Origin of the sequence: Streptomyces sp. NPDC086787 (assembly GCF_044745865.1) — a bacterium.
In the GTDB taxonomy this organism is placed as follows: Bacteria; Actinomycetota; Actinomycetes; order Streptomycetales; family Streptomycetaceae; genus Streptomyces.
The window spans coordinates 534,865-558,390 of the sequence record NZ_JBIVBC010000001.1 but is presented as its reverse complement, the minus strand read 5'-3'; the positions used below and the strand labels follow the sequence as shown (position 1 = coordinate 558,390).

General features: G+C 71.4%; 15 protein-coding genes. 8 read left to right on the top strand and 7 right to left on the bottom strand.

Translation table 11 applies throughout. The annotated features are described in order from the left end of the window. The first annotated feature begins 91 nt into the window (after window positions 1–91). The 3 genes from ACIPK3_RS02510 to ACIPK3_RS02500 all read left to right on the top strand — a co-directional run bounded on the left by ACIPK3_RS02510 (window position 92) and on the right by ACIPK3_RS02500 (window position 3,447). Window positions 92–1,735 (top strand): M4 family metallopeptidase, encoded by a 1,644-nt coding sequence (locus tag ACIPK3_RS02510; RefSeq protein WP_402565928.1) that lies wholly within the window; start codon window positions 92–94, stop codon window positions 1,733–1,735. A 443-nt stretch (window positions 1,736–2,178) separates the two neighbouring features. Next, entirely contained in the window at window positions 2,179–2,697 is a 519-nt protein-coding gene (locus ACIPK3_RS02505) for a hypothetical protein (RefSeq protein WP_402565926.1), read from the top strand. A gap of 129 nt (window positions 2,698–2,826) precedes the next feature. Further along, complete coding sequence (locus ACIPK3_RS02500; protein ID WP_402565924.1) at window positions 2,827–3,447, top strand: class F sortase; 621 nt, start codon at window positions 2,827–2,829, stop codon at window positions 3,445–3,447. Window positions 3,448–3,587: 140 nt separating this feature from the next. Here ACIPK3_RS02500 and ACIPK3_RS02495 read toward each other — a convergent pair whose 3' ends face one another. The 3 genes from ACIPK3_RS02495 to ACIPK3_RS02485 all read right to left on the bottom strand — a co-directional run bounded on the left by ACIPK3_RS02495 (window position 3,588) and on the right by ACIPK3_RS02485 (window position 8,685). Further along, on the bottom strand, window positions 3,588–3,824 hold the full coding sequence (locus ACIPK3_RS02495; protein ID WP_402565922.1) for a hypothetical protein: 237 nt from the start codon (window positions 3,822–3,824) through the stop codon (window positions 3,588–3,590). Further along, window positions 3,824–7,681, bottom strand: coding sequence for a hypothetical protein (locus tag ACIPK3_RS02490; protein ID WP_402565920.1), 3,858 nt, complete (start codon window positions 7,679–7,681; stop codon window positions 3,824–3,826). The genes ACIPK3_RS02495 and ACIPK3_RS02490 overlap by 1 nt, the downstream gene beginning before the upstream one ends. A gap of 101 nt (window positions 7,682–7,782) precedes the next feature. After that, entirely contained in the window at window positions 7,783–8,685 is a 903-nt protein-coding gene (locus ACIPK3_RS02485; protein ID WP_402565918.1) for an FG-GAP repeat domain-containing protein, read from the bottom strand. 408 nt (window positions 8,686–9,093) lie between these two features. On the opposite strand from ACIPK3_RS02485, the gene ACIPK3_RS02480 reads away from it, so the two are divergent. Beyond that, on the top strand, window positions 9,094–9,615 hold the full coding sequence (locus tag ACIPK3_RS02480) for a hypothetical protein (RefSeq protein WP_402565916.1): 522 nt from the start codon (window positions 9,094–9,096) through the stop codon (window positions 9,613–9,615). Between the two features lie 151 nt (window positions 9,616–9,766). Here ACIPK3_RS02480 and ppdK read toward each other — a convergent pair whose 3' ends face one another. Both ppdK and ACIPK3_RS02470 read right to left on the bottom strand, forming a co-directional pair. Further along, window positions 9,767–12,514 carry a pyruvate, phosphate dikinase gene (ppdK, locus tag ACIPK3_RS02475; protein WP_402565914.1) on the bottom strand — a complete coding sequence of 916 codons (2,748 nt, stop codon included), beginning with the start codon at window positions 12,512–12,514 and terminating at the stop codon, window positions 9,767–9,769. A gap of 419 nt (window positions 12,515–12,933) precedes the next feature. After that, window positions 12,934–14,184 carry an ROK family protein gene (locus ACIPK3_RS02470; RefSeq protein ID WP_402565912.1) on the bottom strand — a complete coding sequence of 417 codons (1,251 nt, stop codon included), beginning with the start codon at window positions 14,182–14,184 and terminating at the stop codon, window positions 12,934–12,936. Between the two features lie 120 nt (window positions 14,185–14,304). Here ACIPK3_RS02470 and ACIPK3_RS02465 point away from each other — a divergent pair, with 120 nt between their 5' ends. The 3 genes from ACIPK3_RS02465 (at window position 14,305) to ACIPK3_RS02455 (ending at window position 19,914) form a co-directional block, all read left to right on the top strand. Next, entirely contained in the window at window positions 14,305–15,807 is a 1,503-nt protein-coding gene (locus ACIPK3_RS02465) for an MGH1-like glycoside hydrolase domain-containing protein (protein WP_402565910.1), read from the top strand. Beyond that, window positions 15,804–17,744: a glycogen debranching N-terminal domain-containing protein gene (locus ACIPK3_RS02460; RefSeq protein ID WP_402565908.1), complete on the top strand. Its 1,941-nt coding sequence runs from the start codon at window positions 15,804–15,806 to the stop codon at window positions 17,742–17,744. Before ACIPK3_RS02465 ends, ACIPK3_RS02460 begins: the two co-directional genes overlap by 4 nt. A 217-nt stretch (window positions 17,745–17,961) precedes the next feature. After that, the gene (locus ACIPK3_RS02455) at window positions 17,962–19,914 is read left to right on the top strand and encodes a sulfatase-like hydrolase/transferase (protein WP_402565906.1); all 1,953 of its coding nucleotides are present in this window, start codon (window positions 17,962–17,964) and stop codon (window positions 19,912–19,914) included. A 15-nt stretch (window positions 19,915–19,929) separates the two neighbouring features. Here ACIPK3_RS02455 and dusB read toward each other — a convergent pair whose 3' ends face one another. Beyond that, window positions 19,930–21,072 (bottom strand): tRNA dihydrouridine synthase DusB, encoded by a 1,143-nt coding sequence (dusB, locus tag ACIPK3_RS02450; protein WP_402565904.1) that lies wholly within the window; start codon window positions 21,070–21,072, stop codon window positions 19,930–19,932. 96 nt (window positions 21,073–21,168) lie between these two features. Between dusB and ACIPK3_RS02445 the strand changes: the two genes are divergently transcribed. Next, entirely contained in the window at window positions 21,169–22,614 is a 1,446-nt protein-coding gene (locus tag ACIPK3_RS02445; RefSeq protein WP_402565903.1) for an MFS transporter, read from the top strand. On the opposite strand, the gene ACIPK3_RS02440 is transcribed toward ACIPK3_RS02445, so the two are convergent. Then, window positions 22,563–23,465, bottom strand: coding sequence for a helix-turn-helix transcriptional regulator (locus ACIPK3_RS02440; protein ID WP_402565901.1), 903 nt, complete (start codon window positions 23,463–23,465; stop codon window positions 22,563–22,565). The two genes, ACIPK3_RS02445 and ACIPK3_RS02440, sit on opposite strands and share 52 nt — an antisense overlap. Window positions 23,466–23,526: the final 61 nt, after the last annotated feature.

Below are 23,526 nucleotides of genomic sequence, written 5' to 3'. Positions count from 1 at the left end.
ATGACATGTCATGGCCCTTTAAATCTGACTGGACATCAGCGCCACCCACCCCACCCCCCACGCCCCCAAAGGCGCCTCCCCAAGGAGACCGATGAGTCGGACACGGCACATCCGAGGATCCCGTCTCGCCACGGCCGGCATCGCCGCCACCACCGCGACCCTGCTCGCCGCGGCGCTCTCCCCCGCCGCCCACGCCGACGCAAGACCGTCCCGCGCCACCGCGATCGAGAACGCGGCCTCGGTGCTCGCGGAGCACGCCGCGAGCCTCGGGCTCACGTCCGCGGAGCACACCACCGTGCGGGACGTACTCGTCGACAAGGACGGCACCCAGCACGTCCGCTACGACCGCACCTACCACCAACTCCCCGTTCTCGGTGGTGACTTCGTGGTCCACCTGACACCCAGCGGCGCGTACCGCAGCGCCGACCGGGCCACCAGGAGCCTGATATCCCTCGCCTCGGTCACCCCGAAGGTGACGGCTCCCAAGGCCGCGGACCTCGCGGTGAACGCGCTGCGCGCCGCGAATCTCGGCGACCGTCTCAAGAGCCTGCACGCCAAGCCGGAACTGGTCGTCGACGCCCTGCACGGCACCCCGAGGCTGGCCTGGCGCACCAACGCGATCGGCCAGGACTCCCTCGGCAACCCGGTGGCCCGTACGGTCCTCACCGACGCCCGCACCGGCGCCCAGATCGACGCCTGGGACAGCATCGAGACCGCGACGGGCGACGGCAAGTCGCTGTACGGCGGCACCGTCGCGCTGGAGACCACCCAGTCCGGGTCGTCGTACCAGCTCAAGGACCCGACCCGCGGCAACACCTACACCGGTGACGCTGCCAACAAGGTCGACATCTGCATCTTCGGCTGGTGCCTCCAGCGCGCCCCCTCGACGGTGTTCACGGACACCGACAACCACTGGGGCACGGGCACGACCGCCGACCGCGCCTCGGCGGCGGTGGACGCGCAGTACGGCACCAACGAGACCTGGGACTACTACAAGAACGTCCACGGCCGCAACGGCATCGCGGGCGACGGCAAGGGCTCGTACAACCGCGTCCACTACGGCAACAACTACAACAACGCCTTCTGGGACGACAGCTGCTTCTGCATGACCTACGGCGACGGTGACGGCAACGTCTTCGGGCCGCTGGTCGCGCTGGACGTCGCCGGGCACGAGATGTCCCACGGCGTCACGTCGAAGACGGCCAAACTGACCTACTCGGGCGAGTCCGGCGGGCTCAACGAGGCCACCTCCGACATCCTCGGCACGATGGTCGAGTGGTACGCCGCCAACCCCTCCGACGCCGGTGACTACCTCATCGGTGAGGAGATCGTCCGTCCCGGCTTCGGCAAGGCCGCCCTGCGCTTCATGGACAAGCCGTCCAGGGACGGCAGTTCGGCGGACTACTGGAGCTCCTCCGTCGGCAACCTCGACGTGCACTACTCCTCCGGTGTCGCCAACCACTTCGCGTACCTCCTCGCGGAGGGCAGCGGCCCGAAGACCATCAACGGCGTCAGCTACGACTCGCCGACGTCCAACGGGTCGACGATCACCGGCATCGGCCGGGACAAGGTCGGCAAGATCTGGTACCGGGCGCTCACGGTCTACATGACGTCCTCGACCAAGTACGCCGGTGCGCGCACGGCCACGCTGAACGCGGCCAAGGACCTGTACGGCGCGGGCAGCACGGAGTACAACGCGGTGGCCGCGGCCTGGAGCGCGGTCAACGTGAACTGACCCTCCGCCGGAAGCCCGGAAACCGGGTGACCGGGGACTGAAGGCCGAAGACCGGAGACCGAGAACCGGAGGCCGGTGCCCGCGGGGGCACCGGCCTCCGTCGCGCGCGATCAGTGGCCGCCCGCTCCCGTCGCCGTACGGGCGGCAGCCGCCTCGCCGGGGCAGCCACGGCGCCGGGGCCGGTCACCCGTTCACACGTGCCGCCGACGCCGTTCGTGTGCCGTTTCGCGCACTACTCGGCCGTGTGCCCATGACCTGCCGGAACACCCGGCCGGCAACCCGTACGGACGCCGTCGGCGCCACCCGTTCAGCCCGCTTCCTGACGCTCTCTCAGGAAGCGGGCGGCGCCGAGTGCCACTTACCTCGGAAGGGCAGGGACGCGACCGACTCGGCGGCACATGGGGGTGCCGCGGGCCGTGACCCCGTGGACGTGAGGGAGCACGATGCGACGCACCGCCCGCATGCTGACCGGTACCGCGCTCGCCGCCGTGGCGGCGGGGCTGGCCGCCGCACCCGCCTCGGCGGCCGGCAGCAGTCTGGAGGTGTACCCGTCCGCCGCGCTGCCGGGCGGTCAGGTCACGGTGAACACGAAGGAATGCGGTGACCGGGGGTCGGCGGCGGGTGACGCCAGCGCGGTGGGCGCCGGCCCGTTCACGCTGGCGCCCAGCACGCACGAGGGCGACGCGATCGGTCAGTTCCGAGTGCCGCCGAGCGCGCAGCCGGGGACGTACGAGATCGTCGCGAAGTGCGCCACGGGCGGCCGACAGGTGACGGGCGACCTCGTGGTGACGCTGAGCACGGCGCACGAGCAGGTGCAGCCGCGCGGCAGTGTGAAGACGGGGGTCGGCGGCGCTCTGGGCCCCGACCCCGTACAGACCGCGGCGGGTGTGGCGGCTCTTGCCGTCGCCGCCGCGGGCGGTACCTGGCTCCTGCATCGCCGGGCGAGAGGCGACGGGATCTGACGGACACCCTCCGCTGTCCGTCAGCCGGTACCGCAAGCCCCGCCTCCTCCGGGTCCGACGCCCCTCGCGACCCGGAGGGGGCAGGGGGCCATGTTCCGGGAGCGTCCGGGAGCCGGGAGAGGGGTTGGCATGCGAAGCATCGGCGACACCGCGATAGCCGCCGTCACCGTCGTAGCCCTGGGCTCCGGGGTGTTCCTGCTGGGCGGCGGGACGGGAACGCACGCGCCGCCCCAGCCCGCGGCCGCGGAGGGCCGCGCGGACCCGGCCGGGGATCGGCTCGCGGCGGCCGCGCTGCCGCCCTCACCGCCGACCCGTATCCACATCCCCTCCATCCGGGTGGACGCCCCGCTGACGGGCCTCGGCCTGACGAAGTCCGGCAGCCTGGACGTGCCGCCCGCCGCCGAGAAGAACCTCGCCGGCTGGTACGAGGCCGGCACCACCCCCGGGGAGACCGGCACCGCGATCGTGGCCGGTCATGTCGACAACACCCAGGGACCCGCGGTCTTCTACGACCTCGGCGCCCTCAAGCGCGGCGCCACCGTCGAGGTGGACCGGCGCGACGGCGGCGTGGCGGTGTTCACGGTCGACGCCATCGAGGTCTACCAGGCCCGCAACTTCCCCGACGAGAAGGTCTACGCCCCCGCGAAGCGCCCCGAGCTACGGGTGATCACCTGCGGCGGCGGCTATTCCAAGTCCACGGGTTACCAGGGGAACGTGGTCGTGTTCGCCCATCTGACGGGAAGCCGCTGAGCATCGGTTCCGATGCCCGGCTCGCTCCGGGGACAGCGTCACCGAAGCGCTGGAAGAGTGAATCAACGCCACCACGCGAAGGGCCGGTGCGCACCCCCGTACGAGGGGTGCGCACCGGCCCATCGGGCGCGTCCCGGGCGTCAGACGACGTCGATCTCCCGGCCGCTCGAATCCCAGACACGTGCCGTGGCGATGACCTCCTGGTGGAGGACGATCCTTCCCGGCCCGTACTCCACGCCCATCGTCAGTTCGCCGTCGGCCGCGAGCGGGAAGTCCACGTCGATGTGGTCACCCGGTGCGAGCTCGTGTTCCTCGCCCCAGGGCTCGAACACCACGGTCGTGGCCGCGTCGGGCCCGGCCTGCACACGGAACTTCATCAGCCGCCCCAGTTCTCGAGTATGTACTGCATGAGCTTCCAGCGCTGGTTGGCGCTGGGATTGGCGGGCTTGACCTCGTCGACCCTCTTGTACGCCGCGTAGATCTTCTGGATCTCCGCCCGGGTGATGCCAAGTCTCTTCAACTTGGCGATGTGGTCCGCCGTCCTCAGCGCGAGGCTGCCGTCCTGCATACCCCACACGATCTTGCCGAAAGCGTTCAGTGTGTACCCGTGCGCCTCGGCGATCGTCCGGACCGCGGCCATCTGCTCGGCGACGATCTGCGAGACCTTGACGCCGCCCGCGACGCCCTCGGCGGCCTTGTCGGCGATGCCCTCGGCCTTGAGCGCCGCGGTGAGCGCGTCCAGCGACTCGTTGGCCGCGACCGCCGCTCTCATGGCCTGCACGGTCTTGCCGATGGTCCCGAGGACCAGCGGAGCCGTCTCCACCACCGCCCACGCGCAGTCGCTGAGATTCGGCGACTGTATGCAGCCTGTGATGTGGCTGAGCATTCCGCTGATGACGCCCTTGAGGATGTCCTCGGTCAGCTTCACGCCGTCCACGTGCACCTTTTCGGTGTGCGTGATGTCGATCGGCGCCTGCGTCAGGTATTCGACGTCGAGGTCACCGACGCAGTCGCCCACCGCGGTGTCCGGCACCAGGCAGATGGCCACGAAGTAGAGCGCCGTGCCGGTGACGTGATGGTTGATGGTGTACTCGCAACCGATCTCGCTGCCGGTGTGCGTTCCCTGGCAGATGCCGTCCGAGCTGATCTCGTCCTTCAGGTTGTACGGCACCCGGAGCACCGACTGCGCTCCCGCGGACCCGTCGGCACTCAGCCGCGCCGACTGCTCCTGGTCGTCCTTGTCCAACTCGACCCGTGTGGCGGCGTCCTGGGCGTCCTTGGCCGCCTGCTGTGCGTTGGCGGCCGCGGCCTCCGCGGCGGTGGCGTCGGCTTCGGCGTGGTCGGCGACGCCGCGTGCGGTGGCCGCGTCCCGTTCCGCGGCCGTGGCGGCCCCGCGTGCACTGGCCGCGTCCTGTTCCGCGGCGTCGGCCGAGTGGCGGGCTTCGGTGGCGTAGCCCGACGCGGTGCTGGAGGCGTCGGCCGCCGCCGCGGCGTCGTCGATGGCCTGCTGGTTGTAGGCGACGGTGTGGTTCTCGGCCGTGACCGCGGCCTTCGCCGCCGCCGAGGCTTCGGCGGCCGAGGCCCGGGCCTTGTTCAGTGAGACCGTGGCCTTGGCGGCGGATGCCGCGGCGTCGGCCGCGGCGGTCGCCGCCGCCTTGGCGTCGGCCTTGGCTGCGGCCGCCAGGGCAGCCGCCTCGGCGGAGGCCTTGGCGGCCTGGTCGGCCTTGGCCTGGCCCACGGCCGCCTGCTGCTCAGAAGCGGTCTTGGCGGCCTGTCCGGTCAGGACGGCCAGGCCCGCGGAGGCGTCCGTCTCGGCATAGGGGGAACCGAGCTCGATGGCGTCGTTGGCCGGTCTGACGACCTGCGCCGCCGCGTCGCGGGCCGCGAGGGCGGCCTGTGCGGTGGCGTACGCGAAGCCGGCGGTCTGAACGGCCGAGGCCGCGGCGGCGTTGGCCTCGACCCGGGAGACGGCGGCGTTGGCCTTGGCCTCGGTGGCCTTGGCGTGGGCGGTGTCGGAAAGTGCCTTGGCGGCGCGGGCGTTCTGGTCGGCCGCCTCCGAGGAGGCGATGGCATCGGCCGCCGCGGCGTGCGCCTTCTTCACGGCCGCGCCGGTGATCGCCACATCCGCCTGGGCCTTGTCGGACGCCGCCTTGGATCGTGCGGCGGCCGCTTCGGCCCTGGTCGCGGCTTCGTCGGCGGCCTCTGCGGCCGCGGTGGCGTCGTTCGCCGCGGCCCGGGCGTTGGCAGCGGCCGTCGTCGCGTCGTCGGCGTCCGCGCGCGCCTGGGTCGCCGCGGCCCGCGACTGGGCAGCGGCAGCGGTTCCGTCGTCCGCGGCCGCCTGCGCCTCCAGGGCAGCGGCCCGGACGTTCAGCGCGTCACGGTCGCGTTCGGCGCCGAGGGCCTTGGCGCGTGCGGTGGTGGCCCTGTGCTCGGCGGCGACCGCGTCGTCCTTCTTGCTCGCGGCGGTGGCGCCCGCGGTCTGCGCGGCGCTGAGTGCTGTGGCGGCGGCCTGCCGCTGGGTCTGGGCGGTCGCCTCGGCGGTGGCCGCCTTGGCGCGCTCGGTGGCGGCGATGTCGCGCTGCGTCTTGGCCTTGTCCCGCTCGGACTCCGCCGTGGCACGCTGTGCCTTGGCGTCGGCCGCCGCTGCCTTGGCGGTCTGCTCGGCGGCTTCGGCCTTGGCCTGGGCGGCCTTGGCCTTGGCCGCGTTCTCCGCCGCCTTGGTGGCCTGTACGGCGGCGCCGTCGGCGGCGGCCTTGGCCTGGTCCGCGGCTTCCTGGGCGGCGGCCCGGCGGAACTCGGCCTGTGAGGCGTGAGCCTGGGTCTGGGCCAGCGCCATCAGCGTCTTGCTGTCCGAGGCGGAGGCGCGGGTCGCGTTGGACGCGGTCTCGGTGGCCTTGCTGACCGCCTGGGTGGCGGCGGCGGACGCCTTGGTGACCTGCGCGGCCTGCTGGCCGTAGAGCAGGCCCCGTCCGCGCGGCTGCCCGGCAGCGTCGGCGATGGCGTAGGCGGCCTGCTGGGCGGCGTCGGCCTTGGTGGCCTGAGCCTTGGCGTCCTGCGCCGCACGTGTCGCGACGAACAGCCGACCCAGCGCCATGGCCTGGGCCTTGACGATGTCCGACTTGACCTTCGCGAAATCCGCGGCACTCGGGTAGCTCAGGCCCGCGCTCTGCGGGGTCTGCTTGAGCCAGTACGCCTGCCAGTCCGCCAGCCGGGACGCGATGGTCGACTGGCCCAAGGACTCACCGAGCGCCTGTGCGGCGACCTGGAGATCGCCCGCAGCGGCGGCCTCGGCACCCAGGATGGTGTCGCGCTGTGTCTTCTGCCCGTCGACCTCGGCCTGCCACTCGATGGAGGCCGTCACCACTTCGGCACCGAGCACCTGGTGCGGGTCCGCGGGGTTCCGTGTACTGCACGAGGCGAAGCGGGACTTCAGCCCTTCGACGTCGATCCGGAACTCCATGCCGGAGGGGTCCGGCGCGGTGGTCGGGAAACCGCCGTTCTGCAGGAAGATGCGCGCGTCGTCGGCGTACATCGGGTGCATGGACGTCAGGCCCTCGAAGGCGCGCAGATCCTCGTAGTCCTCGTGCCTGTCCGCGGAGTACCGGGCCGCCGCGATGGCGTTGACCTTGTCCACCGACTCCTTGCTGGCCAGCGGCGTCTGGTCCTGGTTGAACAGGTCGTACTCGGACTGCCAGTACTGGTCGGAGATCCACCCTGAGAGACCGGTGGTGCTGAAGGGGTTGTCCTTCTGCTCCACCCACTGGAATCCGGTCTGCGTGTATCCGGACGGTGGGTTGACGTCGAGGGACTTCTCCCATTCATGGTGCCGGTTGTACAGCTCGTCCATCTTGGCCGAGGCGTAGTCGCGGTCGGTCTCGAAGGCGACGGCCAGCGGCGGCCTGGGGTCCTTGAAGTACTCGCGGTCCGCCGCGGTGAGCAGTTGCGCGTCCGTACCGCTCAGGCCGGTCCTGGCGACGGACTTGAGCGCCTGGCCGCCCTTGCGCTGCATCGTGGTCATCAGGCACTGCGCGGCGCGCAGTTTGGCGGCGGCGTCCAGGTCGAAGCCGCCGGGGGCGTCGTCGGTGGCCGACACCGGCGCGGTGCGCGGGAGCGCCGGGGCACCGGAGCCCGCCATCAGCACGGCGGTCGCGGTCGCGACGGCGGTCGCCGCGGCCAGTCGCGTCCATCTGGTGCGGCGTCGGGAAGGCGGGCGAGGTGGGGCGTTGGTGTTCATGGGAAGGCTTCAGCCGATCTGCGGAGGTCGGATGGGATTCGGGCGCGCGTCGTCCGCGCGGGGCCCGGCGGTTCCCGGGGCGCGGCGTGCGGCCGGCGGTGTCAGAACAGGGCGTTGAATCCGGCCCAGCCCGAGGTGCCGATCTGCACCCGGGCGGCGAAGGGCGCCGACGTGGAGCCGGTGCCCTTGAACAGCCACAGCGCGCCCGCGGCGTCCGTGGCGATCAGATCGGCTTTGCCGTCACCGCTGTTGTCTCCGGTCGACACCAGCGACTTGTACGCGTTCCAGCCGGTGCCGACGGTGATGCGCGTGCCGAGGCTCGCGTCCGCCGCCGTGCTGCCCGTGCCGGGGTAGATGTACAGCGTTCCGGTGGGAGTGCGGGCCAGCAGGTCGGCCTTGCCGTCACCGGTGTAGTCGCCGTAGCCGGCCAGCGCGTCCATGCCGTTCCAGCCTCCGCTGCCGGCCCGTACCCGGGGCGCGAACGTGCCGTCCGCCTTGCTCTGGTACAGCCACAGCGCGCCCGTCGTGTCCCGGCCGAGCAGGTCCGGCTGCGTCGTCCCGCCCAGATCGCCGGGCGTCATCAGCAGGTTGTAGGTGTCCCAGCCGGTTCCGAGCAGTTTCGTCTCGGTGCCGCGCTCCGCGGTGTAGTACAGCGCGTTGTTCATCCGGATGTAGAGGTCCTGCGCCCCGCCGCTGCCCGATATGGGTATCCGGACCAGGGCCGTCGCCGCGGAGTATCCGGTGCCCAGGTCCACCGCGGACTCAAGGCCGCCGGTGCCCTTCGGCTCGTACGCGCGCAGATGCCCGTCCGTGGTGCGGGCGAACAGCGGCAGCATCGGGGTGTTCGCCGCAGCGGTCTGCACACCCGGGCTCCCCGGTGCCGCGCCCCGCGCCGAGGACGACGTGACCGACCGGCCGGAGCCGGAGTCCCCGGACGGCACGAACCCGACCGCGAGCACGAGGAGAGCGGCAGCCGCCGACCAGCCGGCCGTCCGCAGCACCACCCTGCGCGTTGATCGCCTGACAAGGAATTTCATACGGAGTAAAACCCCCACCCGTCGCATGAGAAGCGCGCATGCGAGGGCATGCCGAAGCGTCGAGCGATCCCCCGCGGATGCACACGCCCGTACCAGAGGCCGGGCCCGGCGACTATAGGTCGGGGGTGGTGATGCCGTGAAGTACTTTTGTGGCCCCTGGGAAGCATGTGGCTTGGATGTGGCTTGGACTCTCCGGCGGCGTCAGCCCTCACCGGCACTCGCCTGTGGCGTTGACCTGCGCCAACAGTCAGCGAGCCCCACCAACAGCCCACGTAGTATGCACAGTTGCCGCCAAATCAAACGGGAGAGGACAACACGGGAAGACGTATACGCGCCGCTGCCATCACAGCCGCAGCGATGGTGGCGTTGATTCCGGTGAGCACCGGCCCAGCGTCCGCGGCACCGGCCGGCACGCACGCCTCCGCCGCTCGCCAGATCGGGACGATGAAGGAGTGGGCCGGCGGCATCCCCAAGTCCGTGCACCGAGGCGGCACCATCCACCTCACCATGTCCTACACGCAGAACTCCCGGGACACGCTGCTTCCGCTCAGCTTCGGGCTGTCCCTTTGGAACTTCTCCGCCCCCGGCGAGAAGCAACTGCGGGGTGTCTCGGCCACGTGGTGGAACCCCGGACACCGCCGCTGGGAGAAAGCCAGTCACCAGGAGTCGAACGGCTTCTTCGGCTTCGACATCCCCGATGACTCCACGGTGAGGCTCGCCCCCGGCAAGGTCGGCCACGTCTACGTGCGAGTCACCTTCGGCAAAACCGCCTACACCGGCAAGTGGCACTTCGAGCCGATGGTCAGCGCCTACCAACTGGTCACCCCTAAGGGGAAGTCCGACAACAACTTCCTGAGCGACAGCAGGCGCCAATACGCCACCACGCTGCGCCGGTAGAGCATCTGCTGTCGGCGCCTCGCAGTGCAAAGGCACGCCTTGAACAGGACGAAGGGGCGGCACCCCCGCACAGGGTGCCGCCCCTTCTTCGTGGTCCGGAGCCGCTGCCGGTCGGTTCTGAGGGTCGGGGACCGGCGGCGGCTCCGGGGTCTCAGCGGTGGTCGCTGCCCGCCGACTGGGTGGCCGCGCGGCCGGCTTCGAGGCGGGCGACCGGGATGCGGAACGGGGAGCAGGAGACGTAGTCCAGGCCCACCTCGTGGAAGAAGTGGACCGACTCCGGGTCGCCGCCGTGCTCGCCGCAGACGCCGAGCTTGAGGTCGGGGCGGGTCTCGCGGCCGGCCTTGGCCGCCAGCTTCACCAGGGAGCCGACGCCGTCCCTGTCGATCGTCTCGAAGGGGCTGACGCCGAAGATGCCCTTCTCCAGGTAGGCCGTGAAGAACGAGGCCTCCACGTCGTCCCGGCTGAAGCCCCAGACCGTCTGCGTCAGGTCGTTCGTGCCGAAGGAGAAGAACTCCGCGGCCTCGGCGATCTGACCGGCGGTCAGCGCGGCGCGCGGCAGTTCGATCATCGTGCCGATCGCCAGCTTCAGGCGGACGCCCGTGGCTGCCTCGACCTCCGCGATGACCTGGTCGGCCTCCTCGCGGACGATCTCCAGCTCCTGGACGGTGCCGACGAGCGGGATCATGATCTCGGCGCGCGGGTCGCCCTTGGCGTTCTTGCGCTCGGCGGCGGCCTCGGCGATGGCTCGTACCTGCATGGTGAACAGGCCGGGGATCACCAGACCGAGGCGTACGCCGCGCAGGCCCAGCATCGGGTTCTGCTCGTGCAGGCGGTGTACCGCCTGGAGCAGCCGCAGCTCGTTCTCGTGCGGCTCCTGGCGGGACTCCGCGAGGGCCACGCGGACCGAGAGTTCGGTGATGTCGGGGAGGAACTCGTGCAGCGGCGGGTCGAGGAGGCGGATGGTGACGGGCAGGCCGTCCATCGCCTCGAACAGCTCCACGAAGTCCTTCTTCTGGAGCGGCAGCAGCTCGGTCAGGGCGGACTCGCGCTCCTGCTCGGTGTCCGCCAGGATCAGCTTCTCGACCATCTCGCGGCGCTCACCGAGGAACATGTGCTCGGTGCGGCACAGGCCGATGCCCTGCGCGCCGAAGCGGCGGGCGCGCAGTGCGTCCTCGGCGTTGTCCGCGTTGGCGCGCACGCGCAGCCGGCGCTTGCGGTCGGCGAAGGCCATCATGCGGTGGACCGCCTCGACCAGTTCGTCGGCGTCGTCGGCGCCGGGGTGCATCCGGCCCTCGAAGTACTCGACCACCGGGGACGGGACGACCGGGACCTCGCCGAGGTACACCTTGCCGGACGAGCCGTCGATGGAGATGACGTCGCCCTCTTCCACGACGTGACCGCCCGGCACCGTCATCCGGCGGCGCTTGGTGTCGACTTCGAGCTCCTCCGCGCCGCAGACACAGGTCTTGCCCATGCCGCGGGCGACGACGGCCGCGTGGGAGGTCTTGCCGCCGCGTGAGGTCAGGATGCCCTCGGCGGCGATCATGCCGTCCAGGTCGTCGGGGTTGGTCTCCCGGCGGACCAGGATGACCTTCTCGCCGGAGCGGGACCACTTGACGGCGGTGTACGAGTCGAAGACCGCCTTGCCGACCGCGGCGCCCGGCGAGGCCGCGATGCCCCGGCCGACCTGCTCGGTCCTGGCGCTCTCGTCGAAGCGGGGGAACATCAGCTGCGCGAGCTGGGCGCCGGTGACGCGCTGGAGCGCCTCGGTCTCGTCGATCAGGCCCTGGTCCACGAGCTGGGTGGCGATACGGAAGGCGGCACCGGCGGTGCGCTTGCCGACGCGGGTCTGGAGCATCCAGAGGTGGCCGCGCTCGATGGTGAACTCGATGTCGCAGAGATCCTTGTAGTGGTTCTCCAGCGTCGCCATGATCTGCATGAGCTGGTCGTACGACTTCTTGTCGATCGACTCCAGATCCGCGAGCGGGACCGTGTTGCGGATGCCGGCGACGACGTCCTCGCCCTGCGCGTTCTGGAGGTAGTCGCCGTAGACGCCCTGGTGGCCGGAGGCGGGGTCGCGGGTGAAGGCGACGCCGGTGCCGGAGTCGGGGCCCAGGTTGCCGAAGACCATCGAGCAGACGTTGACGGCCGTGCCGAGGTCGTGCGGGATGCGCTCCTGACGGCGGTACAGCTTGGCGCGGTCGCCGTTCCAGGAGTCGAAGACCGCCTTGATGGCGAGGTCCATCTGCTCGCGCGGGTCCTGCGGGAAGTCCCGGCCGGCCTCGGTCTTGACGATCTTCTTGAACTTGGTGACGAGCTTCTTGAGGTCGGCCGCCTCCAGGTCCGTGTCGACGGTGACCTTCTTGGCCGCCTTGGCCGCCTCGAGGGCCTCCTCGAAGAGCTCGCCGTCGACACCGAGGACGGTCTTGCCGAACATCTGGATGAGGCGGCGGTACGAGTCCCAGGCGAAGCGGTCGTCGCCGGCCTGCTTGGCCAGGCCCTGCACCGACTTGTCGGAGAGGCCGATGTTCAGGACGGTGTCCATCATGCCGGGCATGGAGAACTTCGCGCCCGAGCGGACCGAGACGAGCAGGGGGTCGTCGGTCTGGCCGAGCTTCTTGCCCATGCGCTGCTCCAGCGCGTCGAGGTGCGCACTCACCTCGTCACGCAGTGCCGCGGGCTCCGTGCCGCTGTCGAGGTAGACCTTGCAGGCCTCGGTGGTGATCGTGAACCCGGGGGGGACGGGAAGGCCCAGGTTGGTCATCTCGGCGAGGTTGGCGCCCTTGCCGCCAAGGAGGTCCTTGAGGTCCTTGTTGCCCTCGGTGAAGTCGTAGACCAACTTCACGCCCTCAACGCTGCCGGTCTGCTCGGCTACCTGGGGTTCTTTGTTTTCCGACACGGGACTCGACTCCTTGAGGCCGCGGTGGCTGCCCTGACGGCCAGGAACATACCCAGATCGAAGGCTCATGGGTACGTCCACTTGTGGGTCATGCGCCCGTAACCAGCCGTCCGCCACCGGATCGAAAGTCAAAGCTTGGCAAGCACTGCGCGGACTTTGCGTTCACTTCTTGAAGGCGAACATTCCCGTAGGCACCTTATTCCGCTCACATGAGCGCACCTACGCCACATTTGAGTTCGATCGATGAACGATCAAACGGTGGCACTGAGTGCCACTCCTTGATGTCGTGCAGTCGCTCATGAATCGCTCATCTGAGCGCAGCCCTTATCAAGGGTGGCGAGAATCACGCTGCCACAGCCGGGCGAATTTCACCATGCGGACCCGCGCGGGAGCTGCGTGAGACACGCGCGGCCCCCTCGTCACACCCCCAGCGCCCGCAGCCGTTCCTCCACCCGCCCGGGTGCGTAGAGGTGCTCCACGACCAGCGCGCCCGCGCCGACCAGCCCGGCCCGCTCGCCGAGCCGTGAGGTGACGACGTTCAGATGAGCGGTGGAGCGCGGCAGCGCCCGCTGGTAGAGCAGCTCCCGCACTCCGGTGAGGAAGGGGGTTCCGGCCAGATCCCCGGCGATCATCAGGACGCCCGGGTTGAGCAGGGTCACGACCGTCGCGAGGACGTCCCCGACCCGGCGCCCCGCCTCGCGGGCCAGCGCGGCTGCCTCCGGGTGCCCGGACGCCAGCAGGTTCCGCACATCCGCGCCCGAGGCCGCCGGGACCCCGGACTCCGCCAGCCGCCGGGCCACGGCACCACCGCTGGCCACGGCGGCGAGACAGCCGTGGGAGCCGCACCGGCACAGCGCCTCCGTGCCGACGCGGATGTGCCCGATGTCCCCGGCGCCGCCGTCGATGCCCCGGTACACCGAGCCGTCGACCACGACCCCGGCGCCGATGCCGGTCGACACCTTGACCAGCACGAAGGAAGGGCAGTCGGGGTGGGCGGTGCGCTGTTCGCCGTACGCCATGAGGTTGGCGTCGTTGTCGACCAGGACCGGCACCGGGGCGGCCCCGGTGTGTTCGGTGAGGGCGTGGGAGAGGCGGCCGCGTATGTCGTAGCCGTCCCAGCCGGGCATGATCGGCGGCTGTACGACCCGGCCGGTCTCGCTGTCGACGGGTCCCGGCACCGCGAGCCCGATCCCGCACGCCTCGTCGGCCCGGCGTCCCGCCTTGTCCAGCAGCTCGGCGAACCAGACCCCGAGCTCGCCCAGTACGGCCTCGGGGCCGTCCTCGATGACGAGTGGGCCGGAGTGCTCGGCGAGGATCTCGCCGGTGAGCGACAGTACGGCGGCGCGGGCGTGCCGGGTGTCGAGGTCGGCGGCGAGGACGGCCGCGTGTGTGTCGTCGAACTCCAGGGTGAGGGAGGGGCGTCCGCCGAGTGGTGAGCCGACCGGACCGCCGGGCCCCTCGCGCAGCCAGCCCGCCCGGAACAGCCGGTCGAGCCGCTGGCCGACGGTGGCCCGGGACAGCCCGGTCGCCTCCTGGAGCGCGCCGCGCGTCACCGCACGCCCAGTGCGCACCAGTTCGAGCAGCTCACCGGCCCCGGCCGGTCCACCGCCCGCCCTGCCTGCCCTTACGGTCGTACCCGTCCTGCCGGTCGTCGCGGAACGTCCCGTCATGCGCGCCCCCTTGTGCTCCACAAGCCTGCATTACATAGTGGGTTTTGCGTGTTAAATAGACGTAACCCTACGGCACTTGGAGCCCAACCAGGCCGGCCGGACGTCTTCGGGGAGCCCCGAGTGAACCGCACTGTCCAGCTCACCGCCCACCCCTCCGCCCACCCCACCGAGTACGCCACCGCGCCCTCCGTCGGGCACTCCACCGAGCGTGCCGTCGAGAGCGAGACGCGCGTCCGGGCCGCGCGGGTGCTGGCGGACAACTGGACCGGCACCTCCACGGTGCCCTCGCGCGGTCTGTATCCGCACCAGTGGTCCTGGGACTCCGCGTTCATCGCGATCGGCCTGCGGCACCTGTCGCCGCTGCGGGCCCAGACGGAGCTGGAGACGCTGCTGGCCGCCCAGTGGGCCGACGGGCGCGTGCCGCACATCGTCTTCAACCCCTCCGTACCGCTCGACGCCTACTTCCCGAGCCCCGACTTCTGGCGCTCCTCGACCGCCGGGCGGGCCGCGGGCGCCCCGCGCACCGTACAGACCTCCGGCATCGTGCAGCCACCGGTGCACGCGCTGGCCGCCTGGCTGGTGCACCGTGCCGATCCGGGGCTCTCCCGGGCCCGCGGATTCCTGGACCGCGCCCATCCACGGCTGGCCGCCTGGCACCGCTATCTGCTGCACCTCCGGGACCTCGGCGGCGGCGGACTGGTGTCCGTCGTGCACCCCTGGGAACAGGGCATGGACAACAGTCCCTGCTGGGACGCCCCGCTGTCCCGCGTCACGCCCGCGCCGGCCCGCTCCTTCCGTCGCGCCGACCTCGGTCACGGGTCCCCCGCGGACCGGCCGACCGACCTGGACTACGGGCGCTACGTGCGGCTGGCCGCGGACTACCGGGACGGCGGGTACGCCGACGGGGGAGGCCGGTTCGCCGTGGAGGATCCCTCCTTCAACGCCCTGCTCATCGCCTCCGAGTACGCGCTCGCCCGGATCGCGCGCGAACTCGGCGCCTCCGGCACGGCACGCCGGACGCGCGCGGACCGGCTGACGGAGGCGCTGGTGGAACGGCTGTGGGACCCGGCGGAGGAGATGTTCTTCTGCCGGGACGTGCACGATGTGCAGGATGTGCGCGGCGGTTCGGGGCGGCTGATCCCCGAGCGTGGCGTCTCCGGTCTGGTCCCGCTGTTGCTGCCGGGCCTGCCGCCGGAGATCGCCGCCGCGCTCGTCCGCACCGCGTACGGCCCGCACTTCGGGCTCGGCGCCGGCACCCGTCTGGCCCCCAGTTACGACCTCCTCGGCGCGGCTTTCGACCCGCACCGCTACTGGCGGGGCCCGGCCTGGTTCAACACGAACTGGCTGCTGGAGCGCGGGCTGCGGACGCACGGCGAGCGTGAGCGGGCGGACGCGCTGCGGGCGGCGATCGTGGCGACGGCCGGGGCGAGCGGGTTCGCGGAGTACGTCGACCCGTACACCGGCGAGGCGTGCGGTGCGACCGGCTTCGGCTGGACGGCCGCCCTCGCGCTCGACCTGCTCAGGGACGCGTCTCCAGCCGGGTCCGCGGTCGGGCCCGCGACCGTGTCCCCGGCGGGCACCAAGGCGTTCGACAGGACGAACCAGGGAGGGGGCCGGCAATGACGGACCGGCATCATCTGCTCGTGCACGGCACGACGTTCGCCGCCGTGGGGGACCGCGGCGACATCACGGGGGTACGGGGCAGCAGTTCCCCGGACGGGCTGTTCGTGCGCGACGCCCGGCACCTCAGCCGTTGGCAGCTCACGGTCGACGGCGCGGTACCCGACGCGCTCACGCCGGTGGCGGACGGGGACGCGGCGCGCTGTGTGCTCGTGCCGCGCGTCAGCCGCCAGGAACCACCCGCGCACACGCTCTTCCGTGAACAGGCCGTCGGCGACGGGACGTTCGTCGAGTCGCTGCGGGTCACCAGCAACAGCCCGGTGCCGACCACGGTCAGTCTCGCGATCACCGCCGACGCCGACTTCACCGACCAGTTCGAGCTGCGCTCGGACCACCGCACCTATGCCAAGACCGGGGCCGTGCGCTCCCGCCAGGTCCTGGACGACGGGCTGGAGTTCAGTTACCGGCGTGGTGAGTGGCGCTCCCGTACCACCATCACGTCCGAGCCCGCCCCGGGCTACATCGAGGAGACCGGCACCGGCGCCCGCCGTCTCGTGTGGACCCTGGACCTCGAACCGCACGGCACCGCCGAGCTGTTGCTCCGGGTCATGGCGCGGCCGCACGGCGAGCGGCGCGTCCTGCCCGTGCCCCACTCCCCCGCCGGTCTGCACGAGCAACTCATGGTGCTGGAAGGCGAGTTCATGGAGGGGGTGGCCTTCCCGACCGGCTGGCCCGAGCTGGCGGCGGCCTGCGCCCGGGGCCTCGCGGACCTCGCCGCCCTCCAGGTACCGGCGACCGGACCCGACGGCGAGGAACTGCGCGTACCGGCCGCCGGCGCCCCCTGGTTCCTGACGCTGCTGGGCCGGGACGCCCTCCTCACCTCGCTGTTCGCCCTCCCGTACCGCCCCCGGCCGGCCGCCGCCACGCTCCTGGCGCTCGCCGCCACCCAGGCGACGGTCGACGGCGGCCCGGACCCGGTGGCCCAGCCGGGCAAGATCGTGCACGAGGTACGGCACGGGGAACTGGCGCACTTCGGGCAGGTGCCGTACGGCCGCTACTACGGCTCGGTCGACGCGACCCCGCTGTTCCTGGTGCTGCTCGGCACGTACACCGAACAGACCGGGGACACCGCGCTCGCCCGTCGGCTCGAACCGCACGCCCGGGCGGCGGTCGGCTGGATGCTTGACCACGGCGGGCTGACCTCGCGCGGTTATCTGGTCTACCGCGCCGACGAGGGCGGCCTCGCCAACCAGAACTGGAAGGACTCCCCCGGCGCCATCTGCTCGGCCGACGGCACCCGCGCGAGCGGCCCGGTGACGGCGGCGGGGGCCCAGGGGTACGCGTACGACGCGCTGCGCCGCACGGCGTGGCTCGCGCGCGGTGTGTGGGCGGACGGCACATACGCCGACCTGCTCGAACAGGCGGCCGCCGATCTGCGCGACCGCTTCCAGCGGGACTTCTGGATGCGGGAGCGCTCCTTCCCGGCGCTCGCGCTGGACGGCGCGGGGCGCCAGGTGGACGCGCTGGCCTCCGACGCGGGACACCTGCTGTGGTCCGGACTGCTGGACAAGGAGTACGGCGCGATGGTCGGCCGGCGTCTGCTGGAACCGGACTTCTTCTCCGGCTGGGGTGTGCGTACGCTCGCGTCCGGCCAGGGTGCGTACCATCCGCTGTCGTACCACCGGGGTTCGGTGTGGCCGCACGACAACGCGCTGATCGCCCTGGGCCTGGCCCGCTACGGCCTGCACGACGAGGCCCGGACGGTCGCCCACGCCCTGGTCGACGCGGCCACCGCGACCGGGCACCGGCTCCCCGAGGTCCTCGCGGGCTACGACCGCGGCACCCACGCGGAGCCGGTACCGTACCCGCACGCCTGCGCACGGGAGTCCCGCTCGGCTGCGGCACCTCTGGCACTGCTCACGGCGGTCGGCGGCGTTTGACGAGCCGTTTGCCGGGTGTTTGCCCGAGGCGCTGAACAGGCACCATGACCGAGCCGTACGGAAGGGCGGCGGGACCGCACCTCCCCAGTGCGCCCGCCCCCCCTACGTTCAGGTCGCGCACGGAAGGACCGCCGGTTTGCCTCAGCACACGAGCACGCGCCAGTCAGGTAGTACGGGCGTGGAACCGAGCGATTCGACCGGGGACAGCGAGAGGTCCGTGAGCGCGGCCCCGGCCTCCGGCACCGAAACCCCGGACACCGCAGACGCCACGGGCCGGGCCGAAGAGCCCGCCGCCGGGACCACGGCCCCCGGCACGGACCCGGACGACTCGGAGTCCGCCGACCGGACCGAAGAGGCCGCCGCAGCGAGCACCGCCGATGTCGTCGACGACGCCGCCGACGCCGAACCGGACGCGGCCCCCAACGACACCCCCGCCGACGCCGACGCCGCTCCCACCCCCGAGCCCGCCCCGGAAAAGCGCTCCCGCCGCACCCCCCGGCGGATCTGGCGTGCGTGGCGGAGTCGGTACCCCCTGGCCGCTCAGGTGGTCTCCGTCGTCGTGACCGTGCTGGCCGCGGTTCTCGTGCAGGTATGTCTTCTGATGCCGAACACGCTCGACAACCTGCGGCTCGTGGAGTTCATGCGGCTGCCGGCCGAGGCGGTGATGGGGGCGGTGGTGCTGCTGGCGCTGCCGCGCAGGCCCCGGCTGGTGGTGTCGGCGGTGGCCGGTGCGGTGCTGGGCGCGGTCGCCGTGCTGAACATGCTCGACATGGGTTTCAACGAATACCTGGGCCGGGACTTCAACGTCGTCCTGGACTGGTCGCTGTTCGCCGACGCCCGCGGCTATCTGCGGGACACCTTGGGCGGCACGGCCGAACTGGGGCTCACGGTGGGCGTCGTGGTCCTCGTCCTCCTCCTGATCGCGGCCGTGGCCCTGTCGACCGTACGGATCGGCAACCTGCTGGCGAGGCACCGCGCGAGCGCGTCGCGGGGGACGCTGGTGGTGGGCACCGTGTGGATCACCTGCACCGCGCTCGGGCTGACCGTCGGCGGATTCCCGGCGGCCTCGAAGCACACCGCGGACGTGCTGAAGAACCAGGCGAGGTCGGTGCGGGACACGCTCCGCGACGAGGCGGAGTTCCAGAAGATCGCCAAGGTGGACCGGTTCGGGAACACCCCGCCCGGCCAGCTCGTCCCCGACCTGCGCGGCAAGGACATGGTCTTCACGTTCATCGAGAGTTACGGGCGCAGCGCGATCGAGGACCCGATCGAGGCGCCCGGCGTGGACAAGACGCTCGACGAGCGGACGGCGGCGCTGGCGAAGGCCGGGTTCCACGCGAAGAGCGGCTGGCTGACCTCGGCGACCTACGGCGGCAGCAGCTGGCTCGGCCACTCCACCACCCTGACGGGGCTGTGGATCAGCAACCAGCAGCGCTACCGGACCGTGATGGCCAGCGACCACCTCAGTCTCACGAAGGTCTTCAAGAAGACCGGCGCCTACGACACGGTCGGTGTCATGCCCGGTATCCAGAAGGGCTGGCCCGAGCAGAAGTACTACGGGCTCGACAAGGTCTACAACGCCTTCCAGCTGGGCTACCAGGGCCCGAAGTTCAGCTGGTCCACCATGCCCGACCAGTACGCCCTCGAACAGTTCCAGCAGCGGGTGCACGGCAAGCGGCGCGCCGACGGCAAGCAGTTGATGTCGGAGATCATCCTGACCTCCAGCCACCAGCCGTGGGCGCCGATCCCGCGGATGGTCGACTGGGACCGGCTGGGCGACGGCTCGGTCTTCAAGGACATCCAGGCGGCGGGCAACAAGGCGTCCGACGTCATCGCGGACACCACGAAGTCCCGCCAGGAGTACGGCAAGTCGATCCAGTACTCGGTGACGGCGCTCACCCAGTGGCTGGAGCGCTACGGCGATGACAACACGGTGCTGGTGTTCCTCGGCGACCACCAGCCCATCGCCCGGGTCAGCGGCACCCACGCCAGCCGCGACGTGCCGATCTCGATCGTCGCCAAGGACCCGAAGGTGCTCGACAAGATCGCCGGGTGGAACTGGACGGACGGGCTGCGGCCGGCGCACAACGCGCCCGTGTGGAAGATGAGCTCGTTCCGCGACCGCTTCCTGACCGCGTACGGCTCCACCCCGCACCCGAAGAAGGGCTGACGCCCCGGGGGCGGTTCAGCCCCCGGAGGTGTCCAGTTCCGCGTCCTCGCTGATCCCCGCGCAGTCGTACGGGTCCTTCAGCCAGCCGTCCGGCAGCACCACCCGGTTGTTGCCGGACGTACGGCCGCGGGGCCCGTCGGCGCCGGACGGCCAGGGCTGGTCCAGGTCCAGTTCGTCCAGACCGGCCCGCAGTTCCTCCAGCGAGGACGTGATCGCGAGCCGCTTGCGCATCTCGGAGCCCACCGAGAAGCCCTTGAGGTACCAGGCGACGTGCTTGCGGAAGTCGATGACCCCGCGCGACTCGTCGCCGATCCACTCCCCGAGCAGGGTGGCGTGCCGGACCATGACGTCGGCCACCTCGCGCAGGGAGGGACGCGCGATGTCCTGCTCGCGGCCCTCGAAGGCGGCGACCAGGTCCGCGAACAGCCACGGGCGCCCGAGGCAGCCGCGCCCGACCACGACTCCGTCGCAGCCGGTCTCCCGCACCATCCGCAGCGCGTCCTCGGCCGACCAGATGTCGCCGTTGCCGAGGACCGGGATCTCCGGCACGCGCTCCTTGAGCCGGGCGATGGCGTCCCAGTCGGCGGTGCCGCCGTAGTGCTGGGCGGCGGTGCGGCCGTGCAGGGCGATGGACGTGACGCCCTCCTCGACCGCGATGCGCCCGGCGTCGAGGTAGGTGATGTGGTCGTCGTCGATGCCCTTGCGCATCTTCATCGTCACCGGGAGGTCCCCGGCGCCACTGACGGCCTCGCGCAGGATGGCCCGCAGCAGGTTGCGCTTGTACGGCAGCGCGGAGCCGCCGCCCTTGCGGGTCACCTTGGGGACCGGGCAGCCGAAGTTCAGGTCGATGTGGTCGGCGAGGTCCTCCTCCGCGATCATGCGGACGGCCTTGCCGACGGTGGCCGGGTCGACGCCGTACAGCTGGATCGAGCGCGGCTTCTCGGTCGCGTCGAAGTGGATCAGCTGCATGGTCTTCTCGTTGCGCTCGACCAGCGCCCGGGTCGTGATCATCTCGCTCACGAACAGGCCCTTGCCGCCACTGAACTCCCTGCACAGGGTGCGGAAGGGCGCGTTGGTGATACCAGCCATGGGGGCCAGCACGACGGGCGGCTGGACGGTGTGCGGGCCGATCTGGAGCGGGGACGCGGGCTTGGGCATTCCCCCATTGTCACGCACGGGACTGGGTGCGTCAGCCATTGGTTAGGCATGCCATTAGTTAGACACACTATTGAAATCGAGCGTAGTCTGGATCGCATGCCAGAGCTGAGCCCCCGACGACGCCGACTGGTCCTCGCGATCTGCTGCATGAGCCTGCTGATCGTGAGCCTCGACGTCACCGCCCTCAACGTCGCCCTGCCGTCGATGCAACGCGAACTCGACGCGAGCACGTCCGGCCTCCAGTGGACGATCGACGCCTACACCCTGGTACTGGCCTCGCTGCTGATGCTCGCAGGCTCGACCGCCGACCGGATCGGCCGCAAGCGGGTGTTCCTGGCGGGCCTGGTGGTCTTCGCCGCCGGGTCGCTGCTCTGCTCCCTCGCGCCGAACCTCGACGCGCTGATCGCCTTCCGCATGATCCAGGCGGTCGGCGGTTCGATGCTCAACCCCGTCGCCATGTCGATCATCACCAACACCTTCACCGACCCGCGCGAGCGCGCCCGCGCCATCGGCGTGTGGGGCGCGGTCGTCGGCATATCCATGGCGGCCGGCCCGCTGGTCGGCGGCCTCCTGGTGGATTCGGTCGGCTGGCGCGCGATCTTCTGGGTCAACCTGCCGGTGGGGCTGACCGCCCTGCTGCTGACCCTGCGCTTCGTCCCCGAGTCCCGCGCGCCCCGGGCCCGCCGCCCCGACCCGGTCGGCCAGCTGCTGGTGATCGCGCTGTTCGCGTCGCTCACCTACGCCATCATCGAGGCGCCGGACGCGGGCCCCGGGACGGTCGCCCCGTTCGCGGCGCTGGCCCTGTTCGCCCTCGTCGGACTGCTGGTCTACGAACCCCGGCGCGCCGAACCCCTCATCGACCTGCGCTTCTTCCGCTCGGCTCCGTTCAGCGGGGCCACGGTGATCGCCATCAGCGCGTTCGCCGCGCTGGGCGGCTTCCTGTTCCTGTCCACGCTGTACCTCCAGAACGTGCGCGGACTCGACGCACTGCACGCCGGGCTGTGGATGCTGCCCATGGCGGTGCCGATGTTCCTGTGCGCGCCACTGTCCGGGCGGCTGGTCGGCAGCCGGGGTCCGCGGCTGCCGCTGGCGATCGCCGGATGCGCGATGACCGTCAGCGCGGTGCTGTTCGCCGCCTTCGGGGCGGAGCGGTCGGACCCCACGCTCTTCGCCGGGTACGTCCTGTTCGGCATCGGCTTCGGCTTCGTGAACGCGCCGATCACCAACACCGCGGTCTCCGGGATGCCCCGGGCGCAGGCCGGGGTGGCCGCGGCGGTCGCCTCCACCAGCAGGCAGCTGGGCCAGACCCTGGGCGTCGCGGTGATCGGCGCCGTACTGGCCGCCGGGGTGGGCTCGTCGCCGTACCGGCACGCGTTCGTGACCGCGTCCCGCCCCGGCTGGTGGATCCTCGCGGCATGCGGCGTCGCGGTGCTGGCCCTCGGGCTGTTCACCAACGGCCGGTGGGCGCGCCGCACCGCCGAGCGCACCGCTCAGCGGCTGGAGTCCCCGGAGGTCAGGGAGGCGGCGGGGGCCGCCGTCTGAGCGTCCTCGGCGAGGATGAGCGCGTGCAGCCGCTCCAGGCGGCGCCGCGTCTCGTCGTCCGTCGGCACGTACGACACCATGCGCGCTCCGGACTCGGGGTTCAGCCACAGGTCCGTGTGGTCCACGGTGAGCAGGCCGACGGCGCGGTTGCGGAACTGCTTGGTCTTGCCGCGGGTGCGGAGGACCTCGTACCGCTCCCAGTTCTCGCGGAACTCCGCCGACTCCGTCATCAGCCGTTTGACCAGCATCTTCCAGGCGGGTTCGGTGAGGTGGCCGGCCATGGAGGCGCGCAGCTTGGCCGCCATGATCCGCATGGTGTCGTCCAGGTGCACGATGGACGACCGCCAGTCGGGGTTGGTGTAGACGAGGAGCATGCAGTTGCGGTCCTCGGCCGGCACGGCGTCGAGGTCGTTGAACAGACGGCCGTAGGTGCGGTTGTAGGCAAGGATGTCGTACCGGCTGTTCTGGACGCAGGCCGGTACCGGTTCGAGCGCGTGCAGCAGCTGGCGCACGGCCGGGCTGACGACGCCGGAGCAGCTCGCGGCGGGCGTCGGGTCGGTGGAGCCGGCCAGCTCGAACAGGTGGGCGCGTTCGCTGGCGTCGAGCTGGAGGCTGCGGGCCAGCGCGTCAAGGACCTGCACGGAGACCGTGATGTCCCGGGCCTGTTCCAGCCAGGTGTACCAGGTGACACCGACCGCGGCGAGCTGCGCGACCTCCTCCCGGCGCAGTCCGGGAGTACGGCGGCGCGCGCCACGCGGCAGCCCCACCTGTTCCGGCGCGATCCGCTCACGGCGGCTGCGCAGGAAGGCCGCCAGCTGGTGCCGTCGGGTGTCGTGCGCCATGGTTGTCATTCCTCCAGCATGCCGTCACGCGGATCCTGTTGCCAGGTAGTGCCACTACCAGGATAAGAAG

Coding starts and splice junctions, on each gene's coding strand:
- ACIPK3_RS02510 (WP_402565928.1), top strand. CDS start 92: ATGAGTCGGACACGGCACATCCGAGGATCCCGTCTCGCCACGGCCGGC.
- ACIPK3_RS02505 (WP_402565926.1), top strand. CDS start 2,179: ATGCGACGCACCGCCCGCATGCTGACCGGTACCGCGCTCGCCGCCGTG.
- ACIPK3_RS02500 (WP_402565924.1), top strand. CDS start 2,827: ATGCGAAGCATCGGCGACACCGCGATAGCCGCCGTCACCGTCGTAGCC.
- ACIPK3_RS02495 (WP_402565922.1), bottom strand. CDS start 3,824: ATGAAGTTCCGTGTGCAGGCCGGGCCCGACGCGGCCACGACCGTGGTG.
- ACIPK3_RS02490 (WP_402565920.1), bottom strand. CDS start 7,681: ATGAACACCAACGCCCCACCTCGCCCGCCTTCCCGACGCCGCACCAGA.
- ACIPK3_RS02470 (WP_402565912.1), bottom strand. CDS start 14,184: ATGACGGGACGTTCCGCGACGACCGGCAGGACGGGTACGACCGTAAGG.
- ACIPK3_RS02460 (WP_402565908.1), top strand. CDS start 15,804: ATGACGGACCGGCATCATCTGCTCGTGCACGGCACGACGTTCGCCGCC.
- dusB (WP_402565904.1), bottom strand. CDS start 21,072: ATGCCCAAGCCCGCGTCCCCGCTCCAGATCGGCCCGCACACCGTCCAG.
- ACIPK3_RS02445 (WP_402565903.1), top strand. CDS start 21,169: ATGCCAGAGCTGAGCCCCCGACGACGCCGACTGGTCCTCGCGATCTGC.
- ACIPK3_RS02440 (WP_402565901.1), bottom strand. CDS start 23,465: ATGACAACCATGGCGCACGACACCCGACGGCACCAGCTGGCGGCCTTC.